This is a genomic window from Actinomycetospora aurantiaca (assembly GCF_037401875.1).
In the GTDB taxonomy this organism is placed as follows: domain Bacteria; phylum Actinomycetota; class Actinomycetes; order Mycobacteriales; family Pseudonocardiaceae; genus Actinomycetospora; species Actinomycetospora aurantiaca.
The window spans coordinates 200,930-225,101 of sequence record NZ_JBBEGN010000002.1; the positions used below are offsets into that span (position 1 = coordinate 200,930).

Below are 24,172 nucleotides of genomic sequence, written 5' to 3' on the forward strand. Positions count from 1 at the left end.
TCGCGATTCGGCAGCGACGTGGCTACCTGGGCGGACGCGGCGTCGGTGTACTCCTCGGCATGGACTTCCTGACGCCGACGACCTGGGCCGACGCCCTCGCGGCGAAGGCCGAGCAGCCCGACGCCGTGCCGGTGTCCGGCGGGACCGACGTCATGGTCGAGATCAACTTCGACCGCCGCCGTCCGCCCGCCCTGCTCGACCTGACCCGCGTCCCCGACCTGCGCGAGTGGACCCACGACGACGGCCGCGTCCGGCTCGGTGCCGGCGTGACCTACGCGCGCATCATCACCGAGCTCGGCCGCACGCTGCCCGGGCTCGCGATGGCGGCCCGCACCGTCGGGTCGCCGCAGATCCGCCACCGCGGCACGGTCGGGGGCAACCTCGGGGCGGCGTCGCCGGCGGGCGACAGCCACCCCGCGCTGCTCGCGGCGGACGCGGTCGTCGAGGTCGCCTCCGTGCGCGGCCCCCGTCACGTGCCCATCGCCGAGTTCTACACCGGCGTCAAGCGCAACACCCTGGCCCCCGACGAGCTGATCGCCGCCGTGCTCATCGCCCCGGCGACCGGGCCGCAACAGTTCTGCAAGATCGGCACGCGCAACGCCATGGTGATCTCGGTGTCCGCGTTCGGTCTGGCGCTGCACCCCGAGCGGCGCTCGGTGGGCACCGGCATCGGGTCCGCCGCCCCCACCCCGCGCCGGGCCGACGACGCCGCGGGATTCCTCGCGGGTGAGCTGGACGCGGCCGGGCTGTGGGAGTCGCGCGGGCCGCTGCCCGAGGGACTGGCCACCGAGTTCGGCCACCGGGTGCGCGCCGCCGCCGCGCCGATCGACGACGTCCGCGGCACCGCCGCGTATCGCCTGCACACGCTCTCGGTCATGGCCCGCCGGGCCGCGACCTGGGCGTGGGACGACCACCGCGGAGCCGACGCCCGGAGGGCTGCCTGATGAGGATCGCACTGACCGTGAACGGCACGCGCCGCGAGGTCGACGACGTCTGGGAGGGCGAGAGCCTGCTCTACGCGCTGCGCGAGCGGCTCGGCCTGGCCGGCGCCAAGAACGCCTGCGAGCAGGGCGAGTGCGGCTCGTGCACCGTCTACCTCGACGGGCTGCCGGTGTGCTCCTGCCTGGTCGCCGCCGGGCAGGCGCGGGACCGGGAGGTCACCACCGTGGAGGGGCTGTCGTCCGGCGACGACGAGGCGGAGCTGGACCCGGTCCAGCAGGCCTTCGTGCGCTGTGGGGCCGTGCAGTGCGGGTTCTGCACGCCGGGCCTCGTCGTCAGCACCCACGACCTGATCCGGCGCAACCCCGACCCGTCCGACCCGGAGATCCGGGAGGCCCTGGCCGGCAACCTCTGCCGCTGCACCGGCTACGAGAAGATCCTCGACGCCGTCCGCTGCGCCGCGACGGAGGCCCGGTCGTGATCGTCGAGGGCGCCCACGTCGTCACCGTGACCGGCGAGGAGCACCCGGACGGCCACGTCGTCGTCGAGGGGGACCGGATCGTCGCGGTCGGGTCCGGGCCGGCGCCGGATCGCGTCGGGCACGACGTCGTCGACGGCCGCGGCTGCCTGCTCACGCCCGGTTTCGTCAACACCCACCAGCACCTCTACCAGTGGGTCACGCGCGGGCTGGCGGTCGACGCGACGCTGTTCGAGTGGCTCACCGCGCTCTACCCGGTGTGGGCCGGCATCGACGAGGACGCGGTCCGCACCGGCGCGACCGGTGCCCTCGCCCAGCTCGCGCTCACCGGCTGCACGACGGCCGCCGACCACCACTACGTCTTCCCGCGCGACGGCGGCGACGTGCTCGCCGCCGAGATCCACGCGGCCGCGGACGTCGGGCTGCGCTTCCACGCCACGCGGGGGTCGATGGACCTCGGACGGCGCGACGGCGGCCTGCCGCCCGACCACGTCGTCGAGGACCGCGAGGACATCCTCGTCGCCTCCGAGGCGGCGATCGACCGCTGGCACGACCCGGCGCCGGACGCGATGCTGCGGATCGCCCTCGCCCCGTGCTCGCCGTTCTCGGTGACCGGCGACCTCATGCGGGAGTCCGCGGAGCTCGCGCGGCGCCGCGGGGTGCTGCTGCACACCCACCTCGCCGAGACCCTCGACGAGGAGGACTTCTGCCGCGAGCGCTTCGGCTGCTCGCCGCTGGAGTACGTCGAGTCGCTCGGGTGGACCGGCGAGGACGTCTGGTTCGCCCACGGCATCCACTTCGACGACGGCGAGGTGAAGCGGATCGGGGCCACCGGCACCGGGGTCGCGCACTGCCCGTCGTCCAATGCGCGGCTCGGCGCGGGCATCGCCCGCACCCGCGTCCTGCGCGACGCCGGCGCCCGCGTCGGCCTCGGCGTCGACGGCGCCGCCAGCAACGAGGCGGGCAGCCTGCTCGAGGAGGCACGCCACGCGGTGCTGTTCGCCCGGGCCGTCGGCGGCCCGACCGCGCTGACCGTCCGCGACGGCCTCGCGCTCGCCACCCTCGGCGGCGCCGCCGTCCTCGGGCGCGCGGCCGAGATCGGCTCGATCGAGCCGGGCAAGCTCGCCGACCTCGCCCTCTGGCGCCTCGACGGCCTCGGCCACGCCGACGTCGCCGACCCGGTCGCCGCGCTCGTGCTGGGCGCCCCGCCGCCCCTGGACCTGCTGCTGGTCGGCGGCCGACCCGTCGTCGAGCGGGGCCGGGTGGTCACCGTCGACACCGACACCGTCGCCCGCGCCTGCCGCACCGTGCACCGCACCCTCCTGGAGAAGGCCCAGTGACCACCACCGAGACCACCACCGAGACCAGCACCCGCACCTCCGGCCGCATCGGCGAGAGCCCGCTGCGCCCCGACGGCCGCCTCAAGGTCACCGGCCGGTTCGCGTACTCCAGCGACCTCTGGCACGAGGACATGGTCTGGGGCGTGACGCTGCGCAGCCCGCACCCGCACGCCCGCATCGTCGCGATCGACACCACCGCGGCGCTGGCCGTCCCCGGGGTGGACGCGGTGCTCACGGCCGCGGACGTCCCCGGCCGCAACGCCACCGGCCTGGAGCACCTGGACACGCCGGCGCTGGCACAGGACGTGGTGCGCTACGAGGGCGAACCGGTCGCCCTCGTCGCGGCGGACCACCCGGAGACCGCGCGCCGTGCCGCCGCGCGCATCGTCGTGACCTACGAGCAGCTCCCGGCGCTGACCGACCCGCGGCGCGCGCTCGACCACGACGCCCCGCAGGTGCACGAGCAGGGGAACCTGGTGCGCGAGATGCACATCCGGCGCGGGGATCCCGAGCCGACCGCGCCCGTCGTCGTGAGCCTGGAGTTCGAGGTCGGCATGCAGGACCAGGCGTTCCTCGGCCCGGAGTCCGGGCTCTCGGTCCCCGACGGCGAGGGCGGGCTCGACCTGCACGTCGCCACCCAGTGGCTGCACGTCGACCAGCAGCAGGTCCAGCGCGTCCTGGGGCTCGGGCCCGAGCAGGTGCGACTGCACCTCGCCGGGGTCGGCGGGGCCTTCGGCGGTCGCGAGGACCTGTCCATGCACGTCCACGCCAGCCTGCTCGCCCTGCACACCGGGCGGCCGGTGAAGATGAGCTACTCCCGCGAGGAGTCGTTCTTCGGCCACGTGCACCGCCACCCCGCCTGGCTGCGCTACGAGTTCGGCGCCGAGCACGACGGCCGGCTGGTCTACGCGAGCGCGGACATCCTGTTCGACGGCGGGGCGTACGCCTCGTCGACCGGGGCCGTCGTCGGGAACGGCGGGACGCTCGGCCTCGGGCCGTACGCCATCCCGAACGTGCGGGTGGACGCCCGCGGCGTCTACACGAACAACCCGCCGTGCGGGGCCATGCGCGGGTTCGGCTGCGTGCAGGCGGCGTTCGCGCACGAGGCGCTCATGGACGAGCTCGCGGACACCCTCGGCATGGACCGGGTGGCGATCCGGGCCCTGAACGGGATGCGCGAGGGCGACCGGAACATCACCGGCCAGCTCATCGATTCCGCCGCGCCGGTCGCCGAGCTGATCGGCATCGTCCGGGACCTGCCGATGCCCGCCGACCGGACGGGGACGGACCTCCGCGAGCTGCCCGGCGGCGTCGCCAACTCGACCCACGGGGAGGGCGTGGTGCGTGGCGTGGGCTACGCCGTGACCTACAAGAACGTCGGGTTCTCGGAGGGCTTCGACGACTACTCGACCGCCCGCGTGCGTCTCGAGCTGACCGGCGGAGAACCGGTGGCGACGGTGCACACCGCGGCCGCGGAGGTCGGGCAGGGGCTGATCACCGTGGAGCAGCAGATCTGTCGGACCGAGCTCGGCGTCGAGCGCGTCGTGGTGCACCCGAAGGACACGACCGTCGGCTCCGGCGGGTCCACCTCGGCCTCCCGGCAGACCTACGTCACCGGCGGCGCGGTGAAGGCGGCCTGCGAGGCGGTCCGCGCGACGGTGCTCACACGCGCGACCGAGCTCCTCGGCCGGACCGGGCTGCACCTGGACGGGGACAAGATCGTCTCCGCGACCGGCGAGGTCGTCGCGGGCCTGGCCGAGGTGCTCGCCGACGGCGGCGTCGAGGAGACCGTCGAGTGGCGGCACCGCCCGACCCACCCGATCGACCCGGAGACCGGCCAGGGCGACGCCCACGTGCAGTACGCGTTCTCGGCGCACCGGGCGGTCGTGGACGTCGACGTCGAGCTGGGCCTGGTCAAGGTGGTGGCCCTGGACACCGCGCAGGACGTCGGGAAGGCGATCAACCCCGACGCCGTCGTCGGGCAGATCCACGGCGGCAGCGCCCAGGGCATGGGGCTAGCGCTGATGGAGGAGATCGTCGTGACCGACGGGCACGTGCGGAACCCGTCCTTCACCGACTACCTCATCCCGACGATCCTCGACATGCCGCCGATGCAGGTCGAGGTCCTCGAGTACGCCGACCCGCACGCCCCGTACGGCGTCCGTGGTGTGGGGGAGCCGCCGACGATCTCGTCGGGTCCGGCCGTCGCCGCGGCCGTCCGCGCGGCCACAGGGAAGGCGCTGCGGCGGGTGCCGCTGCGCCCGGAGGCCATCACCGGGGTGTGAGGGGCCTCAGTGAGTCTCAGTGCGCGCCGTGCTCCTCGGCGCGCTTGTAGGACTCGCGGATCTCCTGCTCGGCGTCCGCGCGGCCGACCCAGGAGGCGCCCTCGACGCTCTTGCCGGGCTCGAGGTCCTTGTAGACCTCGAAGAAGTGCTGGATCTCGAGCCGGTCGTACTCGGAGAGGTGGTGGATGTCGCGCAGGTGCTCCTGGCGGGGGTCGCCCGCGGGCACGCAGAGCAGCTTGTCGTCGCCGCCCTTCTCGTCGGTCATGCGGAACATGCCGATGGTGCGCGCGAGGATCAGGCAGCCGGGGAAGGTCGGCTCCTGGACGAGGACGAGCGCGTCGAGCGGGTCGCCGTCGAGCCCGAGGGTGTTCTCCACGTAGCCGTAGTCCGCCGGGTACTGGGTGGCGGTGAAGAGCGTGCGGTCCAGGCGCATGCGGCCGGACTCGTGGTCCATCTCGTACTTGTTCCGGTTCCCCTTGGGGATCTCGATCAGAACGTCGAACTCCACGGCGCGTCCTCACTGCTGCTCGGGGGGCGGGCCGGACGACTCGACCGGACCTTCGAACCCGTCGTCGGGCACATCTAGTGTGTCTCATCGCGACGGCGCGGCCACCAGGACGGGGCGTGGGGCTGGTCGCACGGAGGGGGTGGCGTGACCGCGAGCGAGGTCGACCACCGCCCGGCGGGCCACCGCGCCGAGGTGCCGCGGTCGCGCCGCGTCGTCACCCGTCTGCTCGTCGTCGCGGTGGTCCTGGCGCTGCTCGGCGGCCTCGGCGCCGCGGCGGTCCTGACGGCCCCCGGGCTGGCCCGGGCGATCGGCCTGCCGGTGAGCGCGGCGGTCGACCCGCCCGAGCCGGTGGCGTTCACCCCGCAGCTCGCCGGGTTGCCCGCGTCGGCCCCGGCGCCCACGCCCGCCGGTGTCGCCGCCGCCCTCGAGGGCCGTACGGCGGGCCTGGGCGATCTCACCGGCGTCGTCCTCGACCCCGCGTCGCCGCAGACGCCGCTCTGGTCGCGCAACCCCGGCGAGGCCCAGGTCCCGGCCTCGTCGACGAAGCTCCTGACGGCGGCCGCGGCCCTGCTGGTGCTCGACCCCGCGACCCGCCTGACCACCACGGTGACGGCGGGTCCGACGCCCGACTCGGTCGTGCTCGTCGGGGGCGGCGACGTGACGCTGTCGTCGCTGCCCGAGGGCCGGGAGTCGGTCTACCCCGGCGCCGCGCACCTCGACGACCTCGTCGCGCAGGTGCGGGCCGCCCGCGGCGACGCGCCGCTGCGCACCGTCTACCTCGACACCACGCGCTACACCGGTCCCGCGCTGGCGCCGGGCTGGGACCCGGTGGACATCGAGGGCGGCAACCTCGCCCCGATGGTCCCGACGATGCTCGACGGCGCGCGGAAGGACCCGACGGCGCTGGACGGCGCCCGGACGGCCACGCCCGGCCAGGACGTCGCGACGGAGCTCGGCCGGCGGCTCGGGGGCACCGTGACCGTGCAGGACGGGACCCCCGCGCCGGGAGCGGCCACGCTCGGCCGGGTGGACTCCCCGCCCCTGCCCGAGCTGGTCCACACGGCGATGACCAACTCCGACAACCTGCTCGCCGAGGCCCTCGGCCGGGAGGTCGCCCGGCACGAGAACGCCCCGGCGTCGTTCGAGGGCGCAGCGTCGTCGGTGCGGTCGGTGCTGGCCGGGCGCGGGATCGACACCGCGGCCGTCCGGACCTCCGACACCTCCGGGCTCTCCACCGAGAACCGCATCCCCGCCTCGGTGCTGGCCGCCGTGCTCACCCCGGCGGCCGCCCCGGGCACCGAGGACCCGCGCACCGCGGCGCTGCGGCCGCTGCTGGACGGGCTGCCGATCGCGGCGGGCACCGGGACCCTCGTCGACCGCTACACGGTCGGCTCGCCCAACGCCGCCGGCCGCGGCTGGGTGCGCGCCAAGACCGGCACGCTCACCGGCACGAACGCCCTCGCCGGGGTGGTCTCCGACACCGACGGCCGGCTGCTGGTGTTCGCCTTCATGTCCAACGGCCCCGACCCGGTGGGCGCCCGGCCCCGCCTGGACGCGCTCGCGACGACGCTGCGGGGCTGCGGCTGCCGGTGACGTGCGGGGACGTCAGCCGTGGCCCACGCCTGACGTCCGGTGTGCACCGTGTGCCACGGCTGACGTCGTGGCGCCGGCCGTACGGTGGGGGAGTGACCGCCACCGACGAGCGCCCCGCGACCGGACTGCCCGTGCGCTGGGACCTCGCCGTCGCCACCGGGTCCCGCCTCGTGCCGCCCGGCCCGGCGGTGGGTCCCGAGGAGGCCGCGGCCGAGGTCGCCCGGCTCGCCGAGGGCGCCCGCGTCGGCGAGGGGCACGTGCGCGAGCTGACCGGGCTCGGCGCCGGCCACGACATCCCCGCCGCGGCGGTGGTCGACCGGCCCGGCTGGATCGCCTCCGGCGTCGACGGCATCCGCACCCTCACGTCCGGGGTCGCGCTGCCCGCCGCCGCGCGCACCCCGTCGCCGGGTCTGCTCGCCCGTGTCGCCGGCGGGGTGACCGCGACCGTCGCCGGCGCGCAGATGGGCGGGCTGCTGGCGTTCCTGTCGACGAAGGTCCTGGGCCAGTACGACCCGTTCGCCGGCCCCGACCACGCCGGCCGTCTGCTGCTGGTCGCGCCGAACGTCACCGCCGCGCGCCAGGCCCTCGACGTCGACGCCGAGGACTTCGCGTTGTGGGTCTGCGTCCACGAGGCCACCCACCGGCTGCAGTTCACCGCCGTCCCGTGGCTGCGCGAGCACTTCCGTGACGAGGTCACCGCCTTCGCGTCCGGGATGGAGAGCGGGGTGTCCGCCGCGCTCGAGCGGCTGCCGGAGATCACGCGGGCGCTGCGCTCCCGGTCCGGCGACGTCTCGATGCTCGAGCTGCTCCAGGGTCCCGAACAGGGCGCGATCCTCGACCGGCTGCTCGCGCTGACCACGTTGCTCGAGGGGCACGCCGAGCACGTCATGGACGAGGTCGGGCCCGCCGTCATCCCGTCCGTGTCCACCATCCGCGGCCGCTTCACCGCCCGCCGCCGCGGCGGGGGACCGGTCGACCGGCTGCTGCGCGTGCTGCTCGGCGTGCAGGCCAAGGTCAAGCAGTACGAGCAGGGCCGCGTGTTCGTCGACGAGGTCGTCGGCACGATCGGCATGGAGGGGTTCAACGCGGTCTGGACCTCCCCCGACACCCTGCCCCGCCGCTCGGAGATCACCGATCCGTCGGCGTGGATGGACCGCGTCCACGGATGACCCGGGTACCGCCGGCGACCGCCGAGGTGCGCCGTGCGGTCCGCCGGATCCTTCCTGACGTCGGGTCGGGTCCGGTCCTCGTCGCGTGCTCCGGGGGCGCGGACTCGCTCGCGCTCGCCGCCGCCGCGGCGTTCCTGGTCGACGAGGTGCACGCCGTCGTCGTGGACCACGGCCTGCAGGCGGGGTCGGACGTCGTCGCCGCCGGGGTCCGTGACCGCCTCGGCACGCTGGGGATCGTGGCGGTGGTCGCGCCGGTCGCGGTGGAGCGGCGGTCGGGGCCCGAGGCGGACGCCCGGTCGGCCCGGTACGCCGCGCTGCGGGTCACGTCCGACGGGCTCGGCGGGGCACCGGTCCTGCTCGGCCACACCCTCGACGACCAGGCCGAGACGGTGCTGCTCGGTCTCGGCCGCGGGTCGGGGGCGCGGTCGCTGAGCGGGATGCGGACCTGGGACCCGCCGTGGTGCCGTCCCCTGCTCGGGGTGCGCCGCGCGACGACCCGGGCGGCGTGCGTCGAGGCGGGGCTCGAGCCGTGGGACGACCCCCACAACGCCGACCCCCGCTACACCCGCGTCCGGCTGCGCCACGAGGTGCTGCCGCTGCTCGAGGACGTGCTCGCGGGCGGCGTGGCGCCCGCGCTGGTCCGGACCGCCGCCCAGCTGGCCGACGACGACGCCGCCCTCACCGACCTCGCCGAGGACCTGCGACGCGAGGCCTCCGACGACGACGGCGGCCTCGCCGCACCCGTCGTCGGGAAGGCCCCGGCGGCCGTGCGACGGCGGGTGCTGCGGGCGTGGCTGGTCGCCCGCGGGGTGCGGGGCGCGGACGACGCGCAGCTCCGGGCGGTCGACGACCTCGTCGCCCGGTGGCACGGGCAGGGGCCGTCGTCACTCCCCGGCGGCTTGGAGGTGATCCGCACGCGTGGCAGGCTGAGCGTGCGTTCAGCCCCTACCGCGACGTAGCGACGAAGGAGTCCGCCCGAGGTGTACGACGGCGACATCGCGTCCGTGCTCATCGACTCCGAGGAGATCCAGGCCAAGATCGGGGAACTCGCGGACCGGATCGCCGCCGACTACGGGACGCCCGGACCCGGCGAGCCGGACCTGCTCCTGGTCGGGGTCCTCAAGGGCGCGGTCATGTTCATGACCGACCTCGCGCGGCGCCTGCCGGTGCCCACCCAGCTCGAGTTCATGGCGATCAGCTCGTACGGGTCGGCGACCTCGTCGTCGGGCGTGGTGCGCATCCTCAAGGACCTCGACCGGGACATCTCCGGGCGCCACGTCCTGATCGTCGAGGACATCATCGACTCCGGGCTGACCCTGTCGTGGCTGCGCAAGAACCTCGAGTCGCGCGGCCCGGCCTCGCTGCATGTCGTCACGCTGCTGCGCAAGCCCGAGGCCGCGAAGCTGGACGTGGACGTCAGCTACATCGGCTTCGACATCCCGAACGAGTTCGTGGTCGGTTTCGGGCTGGACTACGCCGAGCGGTACCGCGACCTCCCCTACATCGGGACCCTCGATCCCTCGGTGTACGCCTGAGCGTCACCCCGCCGTCACACAGGCGGGAGTGCCCTGCCGGATCGTCACCCCCCGGGCGCAATCCGAGTGGTGCATACCCCTAGTCTGCGCCGCATGGCGGCGGGTGGATCACGGCGACTCTGGATCGTGAACGGGCTCGTCGTGCTGCTCGTGCTGCTGGCGGTCGGGGGGACGGTCTACGGGCTCACCCGGACCTCGTCCGACGCCGACCCGGGCCTGCGGACGACCCCGCTCGGCCGCGGGACGGTCGCCGAGACCGTCACCGCGTCCGGGACCGTCACGAGCGCGACCAGCGCCACGCTGAACTTCTCCTCCAGCGGACGGATCGCCGACGTCCGCGTCCGGCTCGGCGACCGCGTCACCAAGGGCCAGGTCGTGGCCGTCCTCGACGGCGAGTACGCGCGGGCCAACCTCGACGCCGCCGACGCCCAGGTCGCCACCGCGGAGCAGCAGCTCGACGACGCGCGCTACGCGAAGGACAACCCGCAGACGCAGCAGCCGCAGGCCCAGCAGCAGGCGGCGCCGGCAGCCCCCGCGCCGGCTGCCCAGCAGCCGGCGGCAGTGCCGGCTGCGCCTGCTGCTCCCGCCATGTCCGCGCCTGTCATGCCCAATCCGGTGCCCGGCGGCTCGGGGTCGTCCGGCGGCTCCGAGCACCCGAGGAGCCAGCCGCGACAGCAGCAGCGCTCGGGCGAGTCAGTGAACAACTGGTCCGGCTCGTCGCAGGGCGTCGAGGCGGTCGGTCCCGTCGCCGCGCAGCAGACGCCATCGCCGAGTCCTGGCGGCGGCACCGGATCCACGGCGTCGACGTCGGGCACGTGCCAGAGCGGCGCGACCCAGCAGACCTCCGAGGACCCCGGCGAGCTCGGGGTCCGGCAGGCCGAGCAGGCCCTGGCGACGGCCCGGGCAAACCGGATCTCGGCGTTCGAGTCCACCGAGAACCTCGACCTGGTCGCGCCGCAGGCGGGCACCGTCGTGAGCCTGGACGGTGTCGAGGGGCAGCTCGCCGGCCCGCAGGGCATCGTCGTGAGCTCCACGGGCACCGGGAACCCCGCCGGCGGTCGCCTGCCGGACGGGTCGGCGATCTCCAGCGGCGCCGGGTCGGGCCAGTCGGCGTCCTCGGGCGCGGCGTCCGGGGCAGCCGCCGGCGGTGCGGCCGCCGCCGGGGGTGCCACCGGCGGAGGTGGTGGGACGGGCGTGACCGCGGCCCCGACCGCACCCGCCGTCATGACCATCGCGGACCTGGCCTCCATGCAGGTCCTGGCGCAGATTCCCGAGCTGGACGTCGGCCGCGTGACCGGCGGGCAGGCCGTGGACGTGTCGGTCAACGCGCTGCCGGGCGATCGCATCCCGGGCGCGGTCTCGACGGTCAACGTCCTGCCCGGCTCGGGTGCGACCGTGCAGTACGGGACGGCGGTCGCACTCGGCAACCCGACCGCGCCGCCCCCGCTGGGGCTGCGCCCCGGGATGTCGGCCAGCGTCGCGATCACGGTGCGCCAGGCGAACAACGTGACGTTCCTGCCGTCGGTGGCGGTCACGCCGGTGGGCGGCCCGAACTCCGGGGCCGCGACGGTGAACGTGCTGGCGGCGGACGGCACCGTCCAGCCTCGCCAGATCGGCACCGGGCTCTCCTCGGACACGGTGACCCAGGTGACGTCGGGGCTGTCCATGGGCGAGCTCGTGGTGCTGCCCGACCCGAACACGCCGAACGTCTTCGGGCAGGGCGGTCCGCCGCCCGAGACGGGCGGCGGCAACGGTGGCGGCGGCCAGGGCGGCGGCGGGTGACCGAGGCCGACGTCCCGGTCCTCGACGTGCGGGCCATGTCCAAGGTCTACGGCGAGGGCGAGACCGCGGTCCACGCGCTGCGCGAGGTCGACCTGCTCGTGCGGCGCGGCGAGTACGTCGCCGTGATCGGGCAGTCCGGGTCGGGCAAGTCGACCCTGCTGAACATCCTGGGGTGCCTGGACGCGCCGTCGTCGGGGCGCTATCTGCTCGAGGGGCTCGACGTCGCCGACCTCGACGAGCGCCAGCAGTCGATCCTGCGCAACCGGCAGATCGGCTTCATCTTCCAGTCGTTCAACCTCATCCCCCGCACGACGGCGCTCGCGAACGTCGAGCTGCCGCTGGTGTACGCGGGGGTGTCGCGGCGGCGGCGCCACGAGCGGGCCCGTGCCGCGCTCGAGCTGGTCGGGCTCGGGCAGCGGGAGGACCACCGCCCCAACGAGCTCTCGGGCGGCCAGCAGCAGCGCGTGGCGGTGGCCCGCGCCCTGGTGACGACCCCGGCCCTGCTGCTCGCCGACGAACCGACCGGCAACCTGGACTCCGCGAGCACCGCCGACGTCCTGGAGCTCTTCGACGGGCTCCACCGCGCGGGGCGCACGATCGTGCTGATCACCCACGACGACGAGGTGGCGGAGCGGGCCGACCGGGTCGTCGTGGTCACGGACGGGGTGCTCACCGAGCGGGTGGGAGACGGAGCGCAGCGGAGTTCGACCCGGAGCGGGGTGGCGACGTGAACGTCGTCGAGGTCGTCCGCTTCGCGGTCGCGGGCCTCGTCGCGAATCGGCTGCGCTCGTTGCTGACGATGCTCGGGATCATCATCGGCATCGCGGCGGTGATCCTGCTGACCGCGCTCGGCAACGGGGCCGCGCAGTACATCCAGGGCCAGATCACCGGTCTGGGCGCCAACAGCATCACGATCATCCCACGGACCGCGGGCGGCGCCGCCGGCTCCACCTCCGGGGCCTCCGCGCGGCCGCTGACCGCGGAGGACGCCCGGGCGATCGCCGACCCGCAGGGCGCGCCGGACGTGGCCTTCGTGGCCCCCGTCGTGCAGACCTCCGCGGACGCCGCCTCGGGGCGGAGCACGACCTCGGCGACGGTGGTCGGGTCGACCCCGGACTACTTCCCCGGCTCGAACACGAAGATCGCGGCCGGGCGCGCGTACGACCGGGCCGACCTCGACGGCGCGCGCAAGGTCGCAGTGATCGGCCGGACCGTCGCCGACGACGTGTTCGGGGCGGGCTCGACGCCGCTCGGGCAGCAGGTCCTGATCGACAACGTGCCGTTCCAGGTGATCGGCGTGCTCGAGGCCCGCGGCCAGGGCGGCGGGCTCGGCAACCCGGACTCGAACGTGCTGGCCCCGGTGACGGCGGTGCAGAGCTCGCTGACCGGCTACGGGGACCTGTCGCAGATCGTCGTGGGCGCGCGCAGCACCGACGCGCAGGCCGCCGCCGAGTCGGAGATCAACTCGATCCTCGACCGCCGGCACGGCATCGACAACCCGGACGACCGCGACTACCAGGTGATCAGCTCCCGTCAGCTCGCGCAGGTGCTGGACCAGACGTTGTCCGCGTTCTCCCTGCTGCTGGCCGCGATCGCCGCGATCTCGCTGGTGGTCGGCGGGATCGGCATCACCAACATCATGCTGGTGTCGGTCACCGAGCGGACGCGCGAGATCGGCATCCGCAAGGCGCTGGGGGCGCCCCCGTCGGCGATCCTGGGCCAGTTCCTGGTGGAGTCGGTGATCCTGTCGGTCCTCGGTGGTCTCATCGGCGTGGCGGTCGGGATCGGGGGCACCTTCATCCCGCTCGGCGACTTCCAGCCGGTCGTCCTGCCCTCGGCCGTGGTGCTGGCGGTGGGGGTGTCGATCGCGATCGGCGTGTTCTTCGGTGGCTATCCGGCCCGGCGCGCGTCCCGGCTGCGCCCGATCGAGGCCCTGCGTCGTGAGTAGAGGAGAGACCTGGTGACCGATTCGAAGGACGAGCCGACCCGGACGGAGAGCACGACGCCGGAGGGGCACGACGACACCGGGCCGATCATGTCCCCGAGCCCGCAGCCGGCGTTCGGTCCGAGCCCGGACGACCGCGGCGGCCGTCGGGACGGCGGGCCCGCGGCCGGCTGGGAGTCCGAGCAGCCCACGCAGGTGGGCGTGCTCGACCGGCCGGTGGACGACGTCCCGCTGCGCGACCGGCTGAGCCGGCCCGGGATGGCGCGCTCCACCCGGATCCTGCTCCTGGTCCTGGGCGCGATCGTGTTCCTCGCGATCGGGCTGTTCATCGGCCGGGCCACCGCACCCGCCACCGGGCCGGGGTCGGTCCCGCCGGTCCTCGGCACCGTGGAGTCGGTGGACATCACGCCCAGCGGCTTCCCCGTGCTGACGATCCGGGCGTCCGACGGGACGCTGACGCCGCTGCAGACCACGCCCGGCACGATCGTCGCGGTCCCGGAGGCCACCGGCGTGGCCCGCGTCCGGCCCGGCCAGCAGGTGACGATCACCGGCGAGCGCGACCAGCGCGGTCAGATCATCGCCACGCGGGTCGACCTGCCCGGTCGCTGAGGTGCGCCTGGTCTGGCTCGACGACGTCCAGGCGCCGTACCGGGAGCCCGTGCTCGAGGAGCTCGCCCGACGCGTCGAGTTCCGCGTGCTGTTCCTGTTCGACGACGAGCCGGAGCGCCGCCTGGTCTTCCGGCCCCACCCCGGCTACGCCGCCGAGCTGCTCCGGGCCTGGCGGCTGCCGCGCGTGGGCCCGCTGCGCGCCCTGGACTCCTACCAGGGCGTGCTCCGGCCGGGGTCGGTGCGCCGCATCCTGGACGCCGACGTCGTCGTCACCACCGCCTGGGCCCAGCTGGCCACGGTGACGGCGGTGCTGGTCGCGCGCCGCCGGGGCGTCCCCTACGTCGTCTTCTCCGAGAGCACCCTGGACAGCCGCCGCATCGCGAGCGGCCCGGTGGACCGGGTCCGCCGGTGGTTCCTCGGGGGCGCGGGCGCCGTCGTCGTACCGGGACCCGCCGCCCGCGACGCCGTGCTCGCGGACGGCGTGGCGCCGGAGCGGGTGGTCGAGACGGTCAACGCGGTCGACCACACGGTCTTCGCCGAGCGGCCCCGCGCGCTGCGGGCCGGTCGGGACCCGGGCGGCGAGCACCGCTTCGTCGTCGTCGGGCAGTTGATCCCGCGGAAGAACGTGGCCGCGCTCCTGCACGCCCTCGCCGCCCTGGACGGGGCGCCGCGGCTGGACGTGGTGGGCGACGGCGCCGAGGCCGGTGCGCTCCGGGCACTCGCCGCGGAGCTCGGGCTCGCCGACCGGGTCACCTTCCACGGCTTCCTCGACGAGCAGGACGTGGCGGGCGTGCTCGCCGGGACGCACACGCTGGTGCTGCCCTCGACCGAGGAGGTCTACGGCTTCACCGCGGTCGAGGCACGTACGGCCGGGCTGCAGGTCGTCGTCTCCGAGGTCGCCGGGGTGGCCGCCTCGCTGCGCGGCGCCGGCGGCGTGTGGACGGTGCCACCGGACGTCGACGGCCTCCGGGCGGGGCTGGCGGCCGCCCGGGCGGCGTGGACCGGCTGGCGCGACGAGGTTCCCGACGACGCCGGGTCCCCGAGCCGCACCGCGGCCGACCTGGTCGCGGCCGCGGAGCTCGCACTCGTGGGTCAGCGGCGGCGCAGCAGCAGGTAGGCGTAGCGCTCGTCCAGGTCGTTCTCGGGGACGAGCGTCATCGCCAGCGGCTCCAGTCCCACCGTCCCGGCCGCGGTCCAGAACTCGTCGAGGCGGTAGGTCGTCATGTTCGCCGAGTTCCGGCGGTAGTTGCGCCGGCGGGAACGGGTCCGCAGCCGCCCGGTGTCGTACTTGATCTGCACGAACGCGAGCCCGTCGGGCGCGAGCGCGTCCGCGAGGACCCCCAGCACCCGCAGCCCGTAGGCCGGCGTGGGCACCAGCTCGAGGACGTAGAGGCACACCGCGACGTCGACCGGCCGCGGGATCGTCCCGAGCGCGGACTCCGGCGCCGCGAGATCCACGAGGATCTCGACGACGGGGGTGTCGCACACGGCGCGGACCTGCCGCGCGCACTCCGGCAGGGACGCCGCGGCGACGTCGACCGCGACGAACTCGTCCGCCCGCGGCGCGAACGCGACGGCGTTGGCGCCGCCGCCGGCGCCCCACTCCAGCACGCGCCCCAGGTGCTGCCGCCCGCCGACCGTCCCCGCGAGCCGGTCGAAGAGGGCGAGGTGCTCGGCGCCGATGGCGGCGAAGCGGTCGTCGTCGATGCGGCCGCCCCCACGCCAGTGCGAGTCCTCCGCCCAGGAGTCGGAGGAGTCGTCGGACCACACGCGGGCGGCGTCCGCCACGAGCCGCGGGCCGCGCTGCGGCACCCCGAACGCCAGCACCGAGTCCCGCACGTTCCGCAGCCGCTGCCGCACGTCACCCACGGGGGTGAAGTGTGGCGCGGATGATCAGGCGGAGCGAGCCCCCTCGTGCCAGGCGGACGAGAGGAGACCGCCCGGGTCCCGGGGGACGAGGCGCCGCGCCGGGACCGCCGGCGCGGTGAGCGCGTCGAGCCCCTCGAGAGCGTCCAGGAGCTGCCCCGGGGCCGCCCCGAGGGTCGCGAGCATGTCGGCGGCCTGGTCGCCGCCGTGCCGGAGCAGGGCGGTCATCAGGTCGGACACGGTCACCGCGTCGTGGGCGAGGTCGTCCGCACGGGCGTGGGCGGCGTCGAGGACCTCGTGGGTCGCGGTGTTCGCGACCGGCGGGCCGGGGGGACCGGACGGGTCGTGCTCTCCCGCCGTGGACCACACCGCGAGGGTGAGGGCCGTGTCGCTGCCGCGGTCGGTGACCCCGGCCGCGGCGAGCAGGCCGGCCTCCGGGCCGTCGGCGCGGACGAGCGCCCGCAGCAGGTGCGCGGTGCCGATCCGGCGGTGCCCCCGTACGGCGGCCTCGAGGCGGGCGAGGTCGAGCACCCGGGCGACGTCGGCCGAGACGGGACGCCGCGGGGGTGCCCCGTCCCCGGGGGCCGGGGGCGGTGCGGTGGGGAGCGACATGACCGCAGCGTGGCAGGTCCCGGGCGCGCGTCGCCCCGGAGCTCGGCCGGGCGGGTGATCGGACGTACCGACCGTGCGCGCACAGGGTGCTCGTGTGGGCTGTGCGCCCGAAGTGCGTGGGACGAGTGGGGGAACCCGCGTGTTCGGCTGTCGTCGGCGGTCCGATGACGGACGGTCCGGATCGCCCGATGGGTGGGAATCGCGTCGGGCGCGGCGTGTCGGGAGGGGGCGCTAGTCTCCCCGCCGTGACCGGGAACGAGGCCGCGACGGAGATCGCCGCCGGGTACGCGACCGAGGGCGCCGCGCTCGAGCTCGGGGCGGTGGTGATCGACGGGGCCACCGATCCGGGCGCCCGGGTCCGCATCCCCTTCGCCACGCTGAACCGGCACGGCCTCGTCGCGGGCGCCACCGGCACCGGCAAGACGAAGACGCTGCAGAACCTGGCCGAGCAGTGCTCCGCGGCAGGCGTCCCGGTGATGCTCGCGGACGTCAAGGGCGACCTGTCCGGGCTGGCCCGGGCCGGGGAGCCCGGCGACCGGATCACGCAGCGGGCCACCGAGACGGGGGACGACTGGACCCCGACCGCGTACCCGGTGCGCTTCCTGTCGTTGGGGGCGTCCGGGATCGGCGTGCCCGTCCGCGCGACGATCACCGCCTTCGGCCCGATCCTGCTCTCGAAGGTCCTGGGGCTCAACGCCACCCAGGAGTCGACGCTCGGGCTGATCTTCCACTGGGCCGACCAGCAGCAGCTGGCCCTGCTGGACACCAAGGACCTGCGGTCGGTGATCCAGCACCTGCTCTCCGACGAGGGCAAGGCCGAACTCAAGGGCATCGGCGGCGTCTCGGCGGCGACGGCGGGGGTCATCCTGCGGGCGCTGGTCAACCTGGAGGCCCGGGGCGGCGACGAGTTCTTCGGGGAGCCGGAGTTCGACCCCGCGGACCTGCTGGCCGTCTCGGACGGCAAGGGCCTCGTCACGCTGCTGGAGCTGGCCGACCAGCAGGCCGACCCGACGCTGTTCTCCACCTTCCTGATGTGGCTGCTCGCGGAGCTCTTCGAGGAACTGCCCGAGGCGGGCGACGTCGACAAGCCCAAGCTCGTGTTCTTCTTCGACGAGGCCCACCTGCTCTTCGCGGACGCGTCGAAGGCGTTCCTCGACCGCATCGAGCAGACCGTGAAGCTCATCCGGTCCAAGGGCGTCGGCGTGTTCTTCTGCACCCAGCTGCCCACCGACATCCCGAACGACGTCCTCTCCCAGCTCGGCGCCCGGGTGCAGCACGCGCTGCGCGCGTTCACCCCGGACGACCAGAAGGCGCTGACGCGGACGGCCCGGACCTACCCGAGGTCGGAGGTCTACGACATCGAGACGTCGCTGACCTCGCTGGGCACCGGCGAGGCGATCGTCACGGTGCTCTCCGAGCGGGGTGCCCCCACGCCGGTCGCCTGGACGCGGCTGCGGGCTCCGCGCTCGCTGATGGCGGCCATCGGGGAGCAGGCGGTCACGGAGTCGGCGAAGGCGTCGCCGTTGTGGGCGCGCTACGGGGAGACGGTCGACCGCGAGTCGGCCTACGAGCGGCTCGCGGCCCGCACCGGCGCCACGGCGGCCCCGCAGACCCCGCCCGCCGCGCCGGTGCCGCCGGACCAGCCCCCGCAGGCCGCGCCGCCCCAGGCCCCGCCGCCCGCCGAGGACGAGGGTCCGGGGTTCATCGAGAAGGCGATGTCGAACCCCGTGTTCAAGTCGTTCCTGCGGTCGGCGGCCAGCGCCGCGGGCCGGGAGATCACCCGCGGGCTCTTCGGGACCGCGCGCCGCCGTCGCTGACGTCGCGCAGCTCACGCCGCGCGCGGCCCGGTGTCGGTGCTCCGGGGTACATTGAGCAGATCAGGGCTTCCCTGGAACGTCCCAGACGGCAGCAGTCAACCCGGGGAGGGTCGAGGCCGGACCGGCCGCCACCGCATGGACCGCAAGCGCCTGCTCCGCAATCCACTGATCTGGATCGTGGTGCTCTTCGTCGTCTATCTCGCCGTGTCGTCGCTGTTCAGCGACACCCGCGGCTACACGCAGGCCTCGACGTCCCTCGCCCTCCAGCAGGTCGACCAGCGCAACGTCGCCGAGGTCACGCTGGAGGACAAGGAACAGCGTCTGCGGATGACGCTGGTCAACCCGATCGACGTCCCGCCGGCCGACGGCACCAGCGGCAACCCGGTGCGGACCACGCAGATCTACGCGCAGTACCCGGCGGCTGCCGGGAACCAGATCTTCACCGAGCTGCGGGAGAACCCGGCCCGCAACGGGTTCGACACCCAGGTGACCCAGGAGTCGCTGCTCGGCCAGATGCTGATCTACCTCATCCCGCTGGGGCTCGTCCTGGTCCTGCTGTTCTGGATGATGAACGCGCAGGGCGGCGGCAACCGCGTCCTGTCGTTCGGCAAGTCCAAGGCCAAGCAGCTCAACAAGGACATGCCCAAGACGACGTTCGCCGACGTGGCGGGCGCCAACGAGGCGGTCGAGGAGCTCTACGAGATCAAGGACTTCCTCCAGAACCCCACGCGCTACCAGGCGCTCGGGGCGAAGATCCCGAAGGGTGTCCTGCTCTACGGCCCGCCCGGCACCGGCAAGACGCTGCTGGCGCGCGCCGTCGCCGGTGAGGCCGGCGTGCCGTTCTACACGATCTCCGGCTCGGACTTCGTCGAGATGTTCGTCGGTGTCGGTGCCTCCCGCGTGCGTGACCTGTTCGAGCAGGCCAAGCAGAACTCGCCGTGCATCGTGTTCGTCGACGAGATCGACGCCGTCGGCCGCCACCGCGGTGCCGGCATGGGCGGCGGGCACGACGAGCGCGAGCAGACGCTGAACCAGCTGCTGGTCGAGATGGACGGCTTCGACGCCCGCGGCGGGATCATCCTCATCGCGGCCACCAACCGGCCCGACATCCTCGACCCGGCCCTGCTGCGGCCCGGCCGCTTCGACCGCCAGATCCCGGTCGCGGCGCCCGACCTCGCGGGCCGCCGCCAGATCCTGGCGGTGCACTCCAAGGGCAAGCCGCTCGCGCCCGACGCCGACCTCGACGGGCTGGCCAAGCGCACCGTCGGCTTCTCCGGCGCCGACCTGGCGAACGTCATCAACGAGGCGGCGCTGCTCACCGCGCGGCTCGACCAGCAGCAGATCACCGGCTCGTCGCTCGAGGAGTCGGTCGACCGTGTGATCGGCGGCCCGGCCCGCAAGAGCCGGATCATCTCCGAGCAGGAGAAGAAGGTCGCCGCCTACCACGAGGCGGGGCACGCTCTCGCCGCCTGGGCGATGCCCGACATCGAGCCGGTCTACAAGGTGACGATCCTGCCGCGCGGGCGCACCGGCGGGCACGCCCTCGTCGTCCCCGAGGACGACAAGGAGCTCATGACCCGCTCGGAGATGATCGCGCGCCTGGTGTTCGCGATGGGCGGGCGCTCGGCTGAGGAGCTCGTGTTCCACGAGCCGACCACCGGGGCGTCCTCGGACATCGAGCAGGCGACGAAGATCGCGCGGGCGATGGTCACCGAGTACGGCATGAGCGCGAAGCTCGGCGCGGTGAAGTACGGCCAGGAGCAGGGCGAGCCCTTCCTCGGCCGCACCGCGGGCCGGCAGTCGGACTACTCACTCGAGGTCGCCCACGAGATCGACGAGGAGGTGCGCAAGCTCATCGAGGCGGCGCACACCGAGGCGTGGGAGATCCTCAGCACGCACCGCGACGCGCTCGACGCGCTCACCGGTGAGCTGATCGAGCACGAGACGCTGCAGCGCAAGGACCTCGAGCGCGTCTTCGCGTCGGTCACCAAGCGCCCGCGCATCACCGCGTTCAACGACTTCGGGGAACGCACGCCGTCCGACCGTCCGCCGATCAAGACGCGGCGCGAGATCGCCACGGAGCGCGGCGAGCCGTGGCCGCCGGAGGACGAGCGCCGGGAGCCGGCGCGGGTCGGCGCCGGTGCCAACGGGCACGGCAACGGCCAGGCGCAGAACGGGCAGCCGCAGAACGGCCAGGCCACGGCGCCCGGTCAGAACGGCCAGAGCGGCCAGAACGGTCACGGGTGGGGCGCTCCGACCACGCCGCCCGTCGGCACGCCGGCCGTCGGCCAGGGCGAGCGCCAGGGCCCGCCGACCTCGGGCTGGGGCATCCCGGACGTGTACCGCACCGGGGGCTCGTCGCAGCCCCCGTCGGCGGTGCCGCCGAACTACGGCGCGCCGCCCGGGTGGACGCCCGGCACCACCCCGCGGGGCACCTCGTGGGACCCGAACACCCGGCCGTACGGCCAGCACGGGTCGGGCAGCTCGGCCGCGGGCCGCGGCGGCTCCGGCGGACAGCACGCTGCTCCGGACGACGCCTCGTCGTCGGGCGGACGGCGCAGCGCTCCCGACACCGACCCGTCGGGCGGGACGTCGTTCACACCGCCGGGCGAGAGCGGGCCGAACCCGTACGGTGACCCGGACGGCCGTCGGAGTGACGGCCGGCCGGAGAGCTGACCAGCGGCGGACCGCCCTCCTCGAGCAGGAGGGCGGGTCCGCCTGCGCACCCGAGGACGGGGCGAGGAGACGTGACGACCAGCCAGGAGACGGAACGACCCGTCGAGAACGGGGCCGCGCCGGTGGACACCACCGCCGACGGGGCCGGCACGTTCGACGCGGTGCGGGTCGAGTCCGCGGTGCGGGAGATGCTGATCGGCATCGGGGAGGACCCCGACCGGGAGGGCCTGCGCGACACCCCGGCCCGCGTGGCCCGCGCCTACCGCGAGCTGTTCGCCGGTCTGTGGACCGACCCGGCCGAGGTCCTCGAGCGCACGTTCTCCGAGGACCACGACGAGCTCGTGCTCGTCCGCGACATCCCGCTGTTCTCCATGTGCGAGCACCACCTGCTGCCCTTCCACGGCGTCGCCCACGTCGCGTACCTGCCCGGGTCCGACGGCCGGGTCACCGGGCTGTCGAAGCTGGCCCGACTGGTGGACCTCTACGCCCGCCGCCCGCAGGTGCAGGAGCGGCTCACGACGCAGGTCGCGGACGCGCTCGAGGGCACCCTCGGGGCGCGGGGCGTGCTGGTCGTCATCGACGCCGAGCACCAGTGCATGTCCGCGCGCGGGGTCCGCAAGCCGGGCTCCCGCACCACGACCTCGGCGGTGCGGGGCGTACTCAAGTCGTCGGCGAGCACCCGGGCCGAGGCGCTCGGGCTCATCCGGCACTGACCCGTGGCGTCCGTCCCGCTCCCCCGCCCGAACCACTGCCTGGTGATGGGCGTCCTCAACGTCACCCCGGACTCGTTCTCCGACGGCGGCCGCTGGCTCGACCGGGACGATGCCGTCGCCCACGGCGTCGACATGGCACGCCGCGGCGCGACCTACGTCGACGTCGGCGGGGAGTCCACCCGTCCCGGCGCGCAGCGCGTGGATGCCGCCACCGAGATCGAGCGGGTCGTGCCCGTCGTCGCGCAGCTGGTCGCCGAGGGCGTCCGGGTCAGCGTCGACACGACGCGCGCCGAGGTCGCGGGCAAGGCGCTGGAGGCCGGCGCCGAGCTGGTCAACGACGTGTCCGGCGGTCTGGCCGACCCGGCGATGGCCCGCGTGGTCGCGGAGGCGCAGTGCGGGTGGGTCCTCATGCACTGGCGGGGCCACTCCGAGGGCATGCAGAACCTCGCGACCTACGAGGACGTCGTCGGCGAGGTCCTCGCCGAGATGATCGAGCAGATCGACCGCGCCGTGCTCGCCGGCGTCGACCCTGCGCGGCTCGTGCTCGACCCGGGCCTCGGGTTCGCGAAGACGGCGGCCCACAACTGGCAGCTGCTGCGCAAGCTCGACGTGTTCACCTCGCTCGGCTTCCCGGTGCTCGTCGGGGCCTCCCGCAAGCGGTTCCTCGGCGCGCTGCTGGCCGACGACGACGGCACCCCGCGCCCGCCCGACGGCCGCGAGCACGCGACCGCCGCGGTCTCCGCGCTCGCCGCGAACGCCGGGGCGTGGGGCGTCCGGGTGCACGAGGTCGGGGCGTCGCTGGACGCGGTCGCGGTCGCGGCGGCGTGGCACTGGGGCACCTCGCGGGCGGCGCGGGCCGAGTCGTGAGCCCGGGTCCTACGGATACGATCGAGCTGCGCGGCCTGCGGGTCCACGGCCGCCACGGGGTGTTCGACCACGAACGCCGCGACGGCCAGGACTTCGTGCTCGACCTCGTCCTGCACGTCGACCTCGCACCGGCCGGCGCGAGCGACGACCTGACCGAGACGGTGGACTACGGCGCGCTCGCCGAGGCGGCGGCCACGGTCGTGGCGGGGCCGCCGCGCTCCCTGATCGAGGCGGTGGCCGCCGACGTCGCCGCCGTGGTGCTCGACGACCCGCGGGTCGCCGAGGTCGAGGTGACGCTGCACAAGCCGCAGGCACCGATCGAACGGCCCTTCGACGACGTGGCGGTGCGCATCCGCCGGAGACGGAGCGAAGCGGAGCTCGACCCGAGCGCTCGGAGCCGCGCGTGACCCGCGCGGTGCTGTCGGTGGGGTCCAACGTCGGCGACCGCCGCGCGCACCTCGCCGCCGTGCTCGCCGCGCTGGGCCCGTGGACCGAAGCGGTGTCCTCGACCTACCGCACCGCGCCGTGGGGCGGGGTCGACCAGGAGGACTTCCTCAACCTCGTCGTCGTCGTCGACGACCCCGCCGCGGACGCCCGCACCTGGCTGGGCCGGGCGCAGGACTGCGAGCGGGAGCGGGCCCGCGACCGGTCGGACGCCGCCGTCCGCTGGGGGCCGCGGACGCTGGACGTCGACGTCCTCGCCGTCACCGCGGCGGACGGAGGGCCCGTCGTCAGCGACGACCCCGACCTCCTGCTGCCGCACCCGCGGCTGCACGAGCGTGCGTTCGTCCTCGTGCCGTGGGCGGAGATCGCGCCCGACGACGACGTCCCGGGCCGCGGCCGGGTCGCGGACCTGCTCGCGGCCCTGCCCGGGGACGAGCGGGCCGGCGTCGTCGTGGAGGCGGACGCATCGTCATGACCACGCGCACCAGCCCGTCGGTCCTGCTCGTGCTCGCCGTGGCCGCCGGCCTCGCGACGAACCTCGTCCTCGGACTGTTCTACGGCTCGATCCCGCCGCTGCCGGTCCCGGCGGGCCTGACCTTCCTGGTCTTGGCCCTCATCGAGGGCGGGGCCGCCGTCGTGCTCTACCGCCGGATCCGGCGCCGACCGGGCGCGCGGCCGGTCGACGCGCTCTCCGCCGCCCGCGCGGTCGCCCTGGCGAAGGCGTCGGCGCTGGCCGGGGCGCTGATCGGCGGGGCGTGGTGCGGGGTGCTCGCCCATGTCCTGCCCCGACGCGCCGAGATCGCCGCGGCCGCGTCGGACACCGGCGCGGCGATCGTCGGGATCGTCGGGTCCGTGGCGCTCGTCGGGGCCGCCCTCGCCCTCGAGTGGTGCTGCCGGACGCCGGACGACCCGGAGACCCGGGCGTCCGACCCGCCGCGCTGACCTGGCCCGACGACCCGTCCGGGTCGGACCGCACCGTGGCCGCACGGTCGCG

Annotated in this window: 23 protein-coding genes; 20 read left to right on the forward strand and 3 right to left on the reverse strand. The window is 74.9% G+C overall.

Features of this window, described 5'->3' with window-relative positions:
- Positions 1–59 precede the first annotated feature (59 nt).
- The 4 genes from WCD74_RS05515 to pucD are packed head-to-tail and all read left to right on the forward strand — an operon-like array spanning position 60 to position 5,042.
- A complete protein-coding gene (locus WCD74_RS05515; protein WP_337693836.1) occupies positions 60–944 on the forward strand; it encodes an FAD binding domain-containing protein in 885 nt (294 codons plus the stop codon).
- Positions 944–1,420, forward strand: a complete 477-nt coding sequence (locus tag WCD74_RS05520; protein ID WP_337693837.1) for a (2Fe-2S)-binding protein — start codon at positions 944–946, stop codon at positions 1,418–1,420. Before WCD74_RS05515 ends, WCD74_RS05520 begins: the two co-directional genes overlap by 1 nt.
- Entirely contained in the window at positions 1,417–2,757 is a 1,341-nt protein-coding gene (locus WCD74_RS05525; RefSeq protein WP_337693838.1) for an 8-oxoguanine deaminase, read from the forward strand. Before WCD74_RS05520 ends, WCD74_RS05525 begins: the two co-directional genes overlap by 4 nt.
- Positions 2,754–5,042 carry a xanthine dehydrogenase subunit D gene (gene pucD, locus WCD74_RS05530; protein ID WP_337693839.1) on the forward strand — a complete coding sequence of 763 codons (2,289 nt, stop codon included), beginning with the start codon at positions 2,754–2,756 and terminating at the stop codon, positions 5,040–5,042. Before WCD74_RS05525 ends, pucD begins: the two co-directional genes overlap by 4 nt.
- Before the next feature lie 16 nt (positions 5,043–5,058).
- Here the strand turns inward: pucD and WCD74_RS05535 are convergent, their stop codons facing one another.
- Positions 5,059–5,550, reverse strand: a complete 492-nt coding sequence (locus WCD74_RS05535; protein WP_337693840.1) for an inorganic diphosphatase — start codon at positions 5,548–5,550, stop codon at positions 5,059–5,061.
- A gap of 144 nt (positions 5,551–5,694) precedes the next feature.
- Between WCD74_RS05535 and dacB the strand changes: the two genes are divergently transcribed.
- From dacB to WCD74_RS05580, 9 genes are all read left to right on the forward strand, one after another.
- Complete coding sequence (gene dacB / locus WCD74_RS05540) at positions 5,695–7,143, forward strand: D-alanyl-D-alanine carboxypeptidase/D-alanyl-D-alanine endopeptidase (RefSeq protein ID WP_337693841.1); 1,449 nt, start codon at positions 5,695–5,697, stop codon at positions 7,141–7,143.
- A gap of 92 nt (positions 7,144–7,235) precedes the next feature.
- Positions 7,236–8,312 carry an Rv3626c family coenzyme F420 biosynthesis-associated protein gene (locus WCD74_RS05545; RefSeq protein WP_337693842.1) on the forward strand — a complete coding sequence of 359 codons (1,077 nt, stop codon included), beginning with the start codon at positions 7,236–7,238 and terminating at the stop codon, positions 8,310–8,312.
- Positions 8,309–9,271: a tRNA lysidine(34) synthetase TilS gene (tilS, locus tag WCD74_RS05550; RefSeq protein ID WP_337693843.1), complete on the forward strand. Its 963-nt coding sequence runs from the start codon at positions 8,309–8,311 to the stop codon at positions 9,269–9,271. The genes WCD74_RS05545 and tilS overlap by 4 nt, the downstream gene beginning before the upstream one ends.
- 21 nt (positions 9,272–9,292) lie before the next feature.
- Entirely contained in the window at positions 9,293–9,847 is a 555-nt protein-coding gene (hpt, locus tag WCD74_RS05555) for a hypoxanthine phosphoribosyltransferase (RefSeq protein ID WP_337693844.1), read from the forward strand.
- A gap of 93 nt (positions 9,848–9,940) precedes the next feature.
- The gene (locus tag WCD74_RS05560) at positions 9,941–11,629 is read left to right on the forward strand and encodes an efflux RND transporter periplasmic adaptor subunit (protein ID WP_337693845.1); all 1,689 of its coding nucleotides are present in this window, start codon (positions 9,941–9,943) and stop codon (positions 11,627–11,629) included.
- Positions 11,630–11,664: 35 nt separating this feature from the next.
- The gene (locus WCD74_RS05565; protein WP_337694255.1) at positions 11,665–12,360 is read left to right on the forward strand and encodes an ABC transporter ATP-binding protein; all 696 of its coding nucleotides are present in this window, start codon (positions 11,665–11,667) and stop codon (positions 12,358–12,360) included.
- Positions 12,357–13,577, forward strand: coding sequence for an ABC transporter permease (locus WCD74_RS05570; protein ID WP_337693846.1), 1,221 nt, complete (start codon positions 12,357–12,359; stop codon positions 13,575–13,577). Before WCD74_RS05565 ends, WCD74_RS05570 begins: the two co-directional genes overlap by 4 nt.
- Positions 13,578–13,589: 12 nt before the next feature.
- Positions 13,590–14,183: a hypothetical protein gene (locus tag WCD74_RS05575; protein WP_337693847.1), complete on the forward strand. Its 594-nt coding sequence runs from the start codon at positions 13,590–13,592 to the stop codon at positions 14,181–14,183.
- A gap of 1 nt (position 14,184) precedes the next feature.
- Positions 14,185–15,300 (forward strand): glycosyltransferase, encoded by a 1,116-nt coding sequence (locus WCD74_RS05580; protein WP_337693848.1) that lies wholly within the window; start codon positions 14,185–14,187, stop codon positions 15,298–15,300.
- Here the strand turns inward: WCD74_RS05580 and WCD74_RS05585 are convergent.
- A complete protein-coding gene (locus tag WCD74_RS05585; protein WP_337693849.1) occupies positions 15,276–16,052 on the reverse strand; it encodes a class I SAM-dependent methyltransferase in 777 nt (258 codons plus the stop codon). The two genes, WCD74_RS05580 and WCD74_RS05585, sit on opposite strands and share 25 nt — an antisense overlap.
- Before the next feature lie 24 nt (positions 16,053–16,076).
- On the reverse strand, positions 16,077–16,661 hold the full coding sequence (locus WCD74_RS05590) for a Clp protease N-terminal domain-containing protein (RefSeq protein WP_337693850.1): 585 nt from the start codon (positions 16,659–16,661) through the stop codon (positions 16,077–16,079).
- A 245-nt stretch (positions 16,662–16,906) separates the two neighbouring features.
- On the opposite strand from WCD74_RS05590, the gene WCD74_RS05595 reads away from it, so the two are divergent.
- From WCD74_RS05595 to WCD74_RS05625, 7 genes are all read left to right on the forward strand, one after another.
- Positions 16,907–18,478 (forward strand): helicase HerA-like domain-containing protein, encoded by a 1,572-nt coding sequence (locus WCD74_RS05595; protein ID WP_337693851.1) that lies wholly within the window; start codon positions 16,907–16,909, stop codon positions 18,476–18,478.
- Between the two features lie 135 nt (positions 18,479–18,613).
- Positions 18,614–21,154 (forward strand): ATP-dependent zinc metalloprotease FtsH, encoded by a 2,541-nt coding sequence (gene ftsH / locus WCD74_RS05600; RefSeq protein WP_337693852.1) that lies wholly within the window; start codon positions 18,614–18,616, stop codon positions 21,152–21,154.
- Between the two features lie 122 nt (positions 21,155–21,276).
- On the forward strand, positions 21,277–21,867 hold the full coding sequence (gene folE / locus WCD74_RS05605; RefSeq protein ID WP_337694256.1) for a GTP cyclohydrolase I FolE: 591 nt from the start codon (positions 21,277–21,279) through the stop codon (positions 21,865–21,867).
- Positions 21,868–21,912: 45 nt separating this feature from the next.
- Positions 21,913–22,734 carry a dihydropteroate synthase gene (gene folP, locus WCD74_RS05610; protein WP_337694257.1) on the forward strand — a complete coding sequence of 274 codons (822 nt, stop codon included), beginning with the start codon at positions 21,913–21,915 and terminating at the stop codon, positions 22,732–22,734.
- Complete coding sequence (gene folB, locus WCD74_RS05615) at positions 22,731–23,141, forward strand: dihydroneopterin aldolase (protein WP_337693853.1); 411 nt, start codon at positions 22,731–22,733, stop codon at positions 23,139–23,141. Before folP ends, folB begins: the two co-directional genes overlap by 4 nt.
- The gene (gene folK / locus WCD74_RS05620; protein WP_337693854.1) at positions 23,138–23,653 is read left to right on the forward strand and encodes a 2-amino-4-hydroxy-6-hydroxymethyldihydropteridine diphosphokinase; all 516 of its coding nucleotides are present in this window, start codon (positions 23,138–23,140) and stop codon (positions 23,651–23,653) included. The genes folB and folK overlap by 4 nt, the downstream gene beginning before the upstream one ends.
- Positions 23,650–24,120: a DUF3180 domain-containing protein gene (locus tag WCD74_RS05625; RefSeq protein WP_337693855.1), complete on the forward strand. Its 471-nt coding sequence runs from the start codon at positions 23,650–23,652 to the stop codon at positions 24,118–24,120. Before folK ends, WCD74_RS05625 begins: the two co-directional genes overlap by 4 nt.
- The last annotated feature ends 52 nt before the right edge of the window (positions 24,121–24,172 follow it).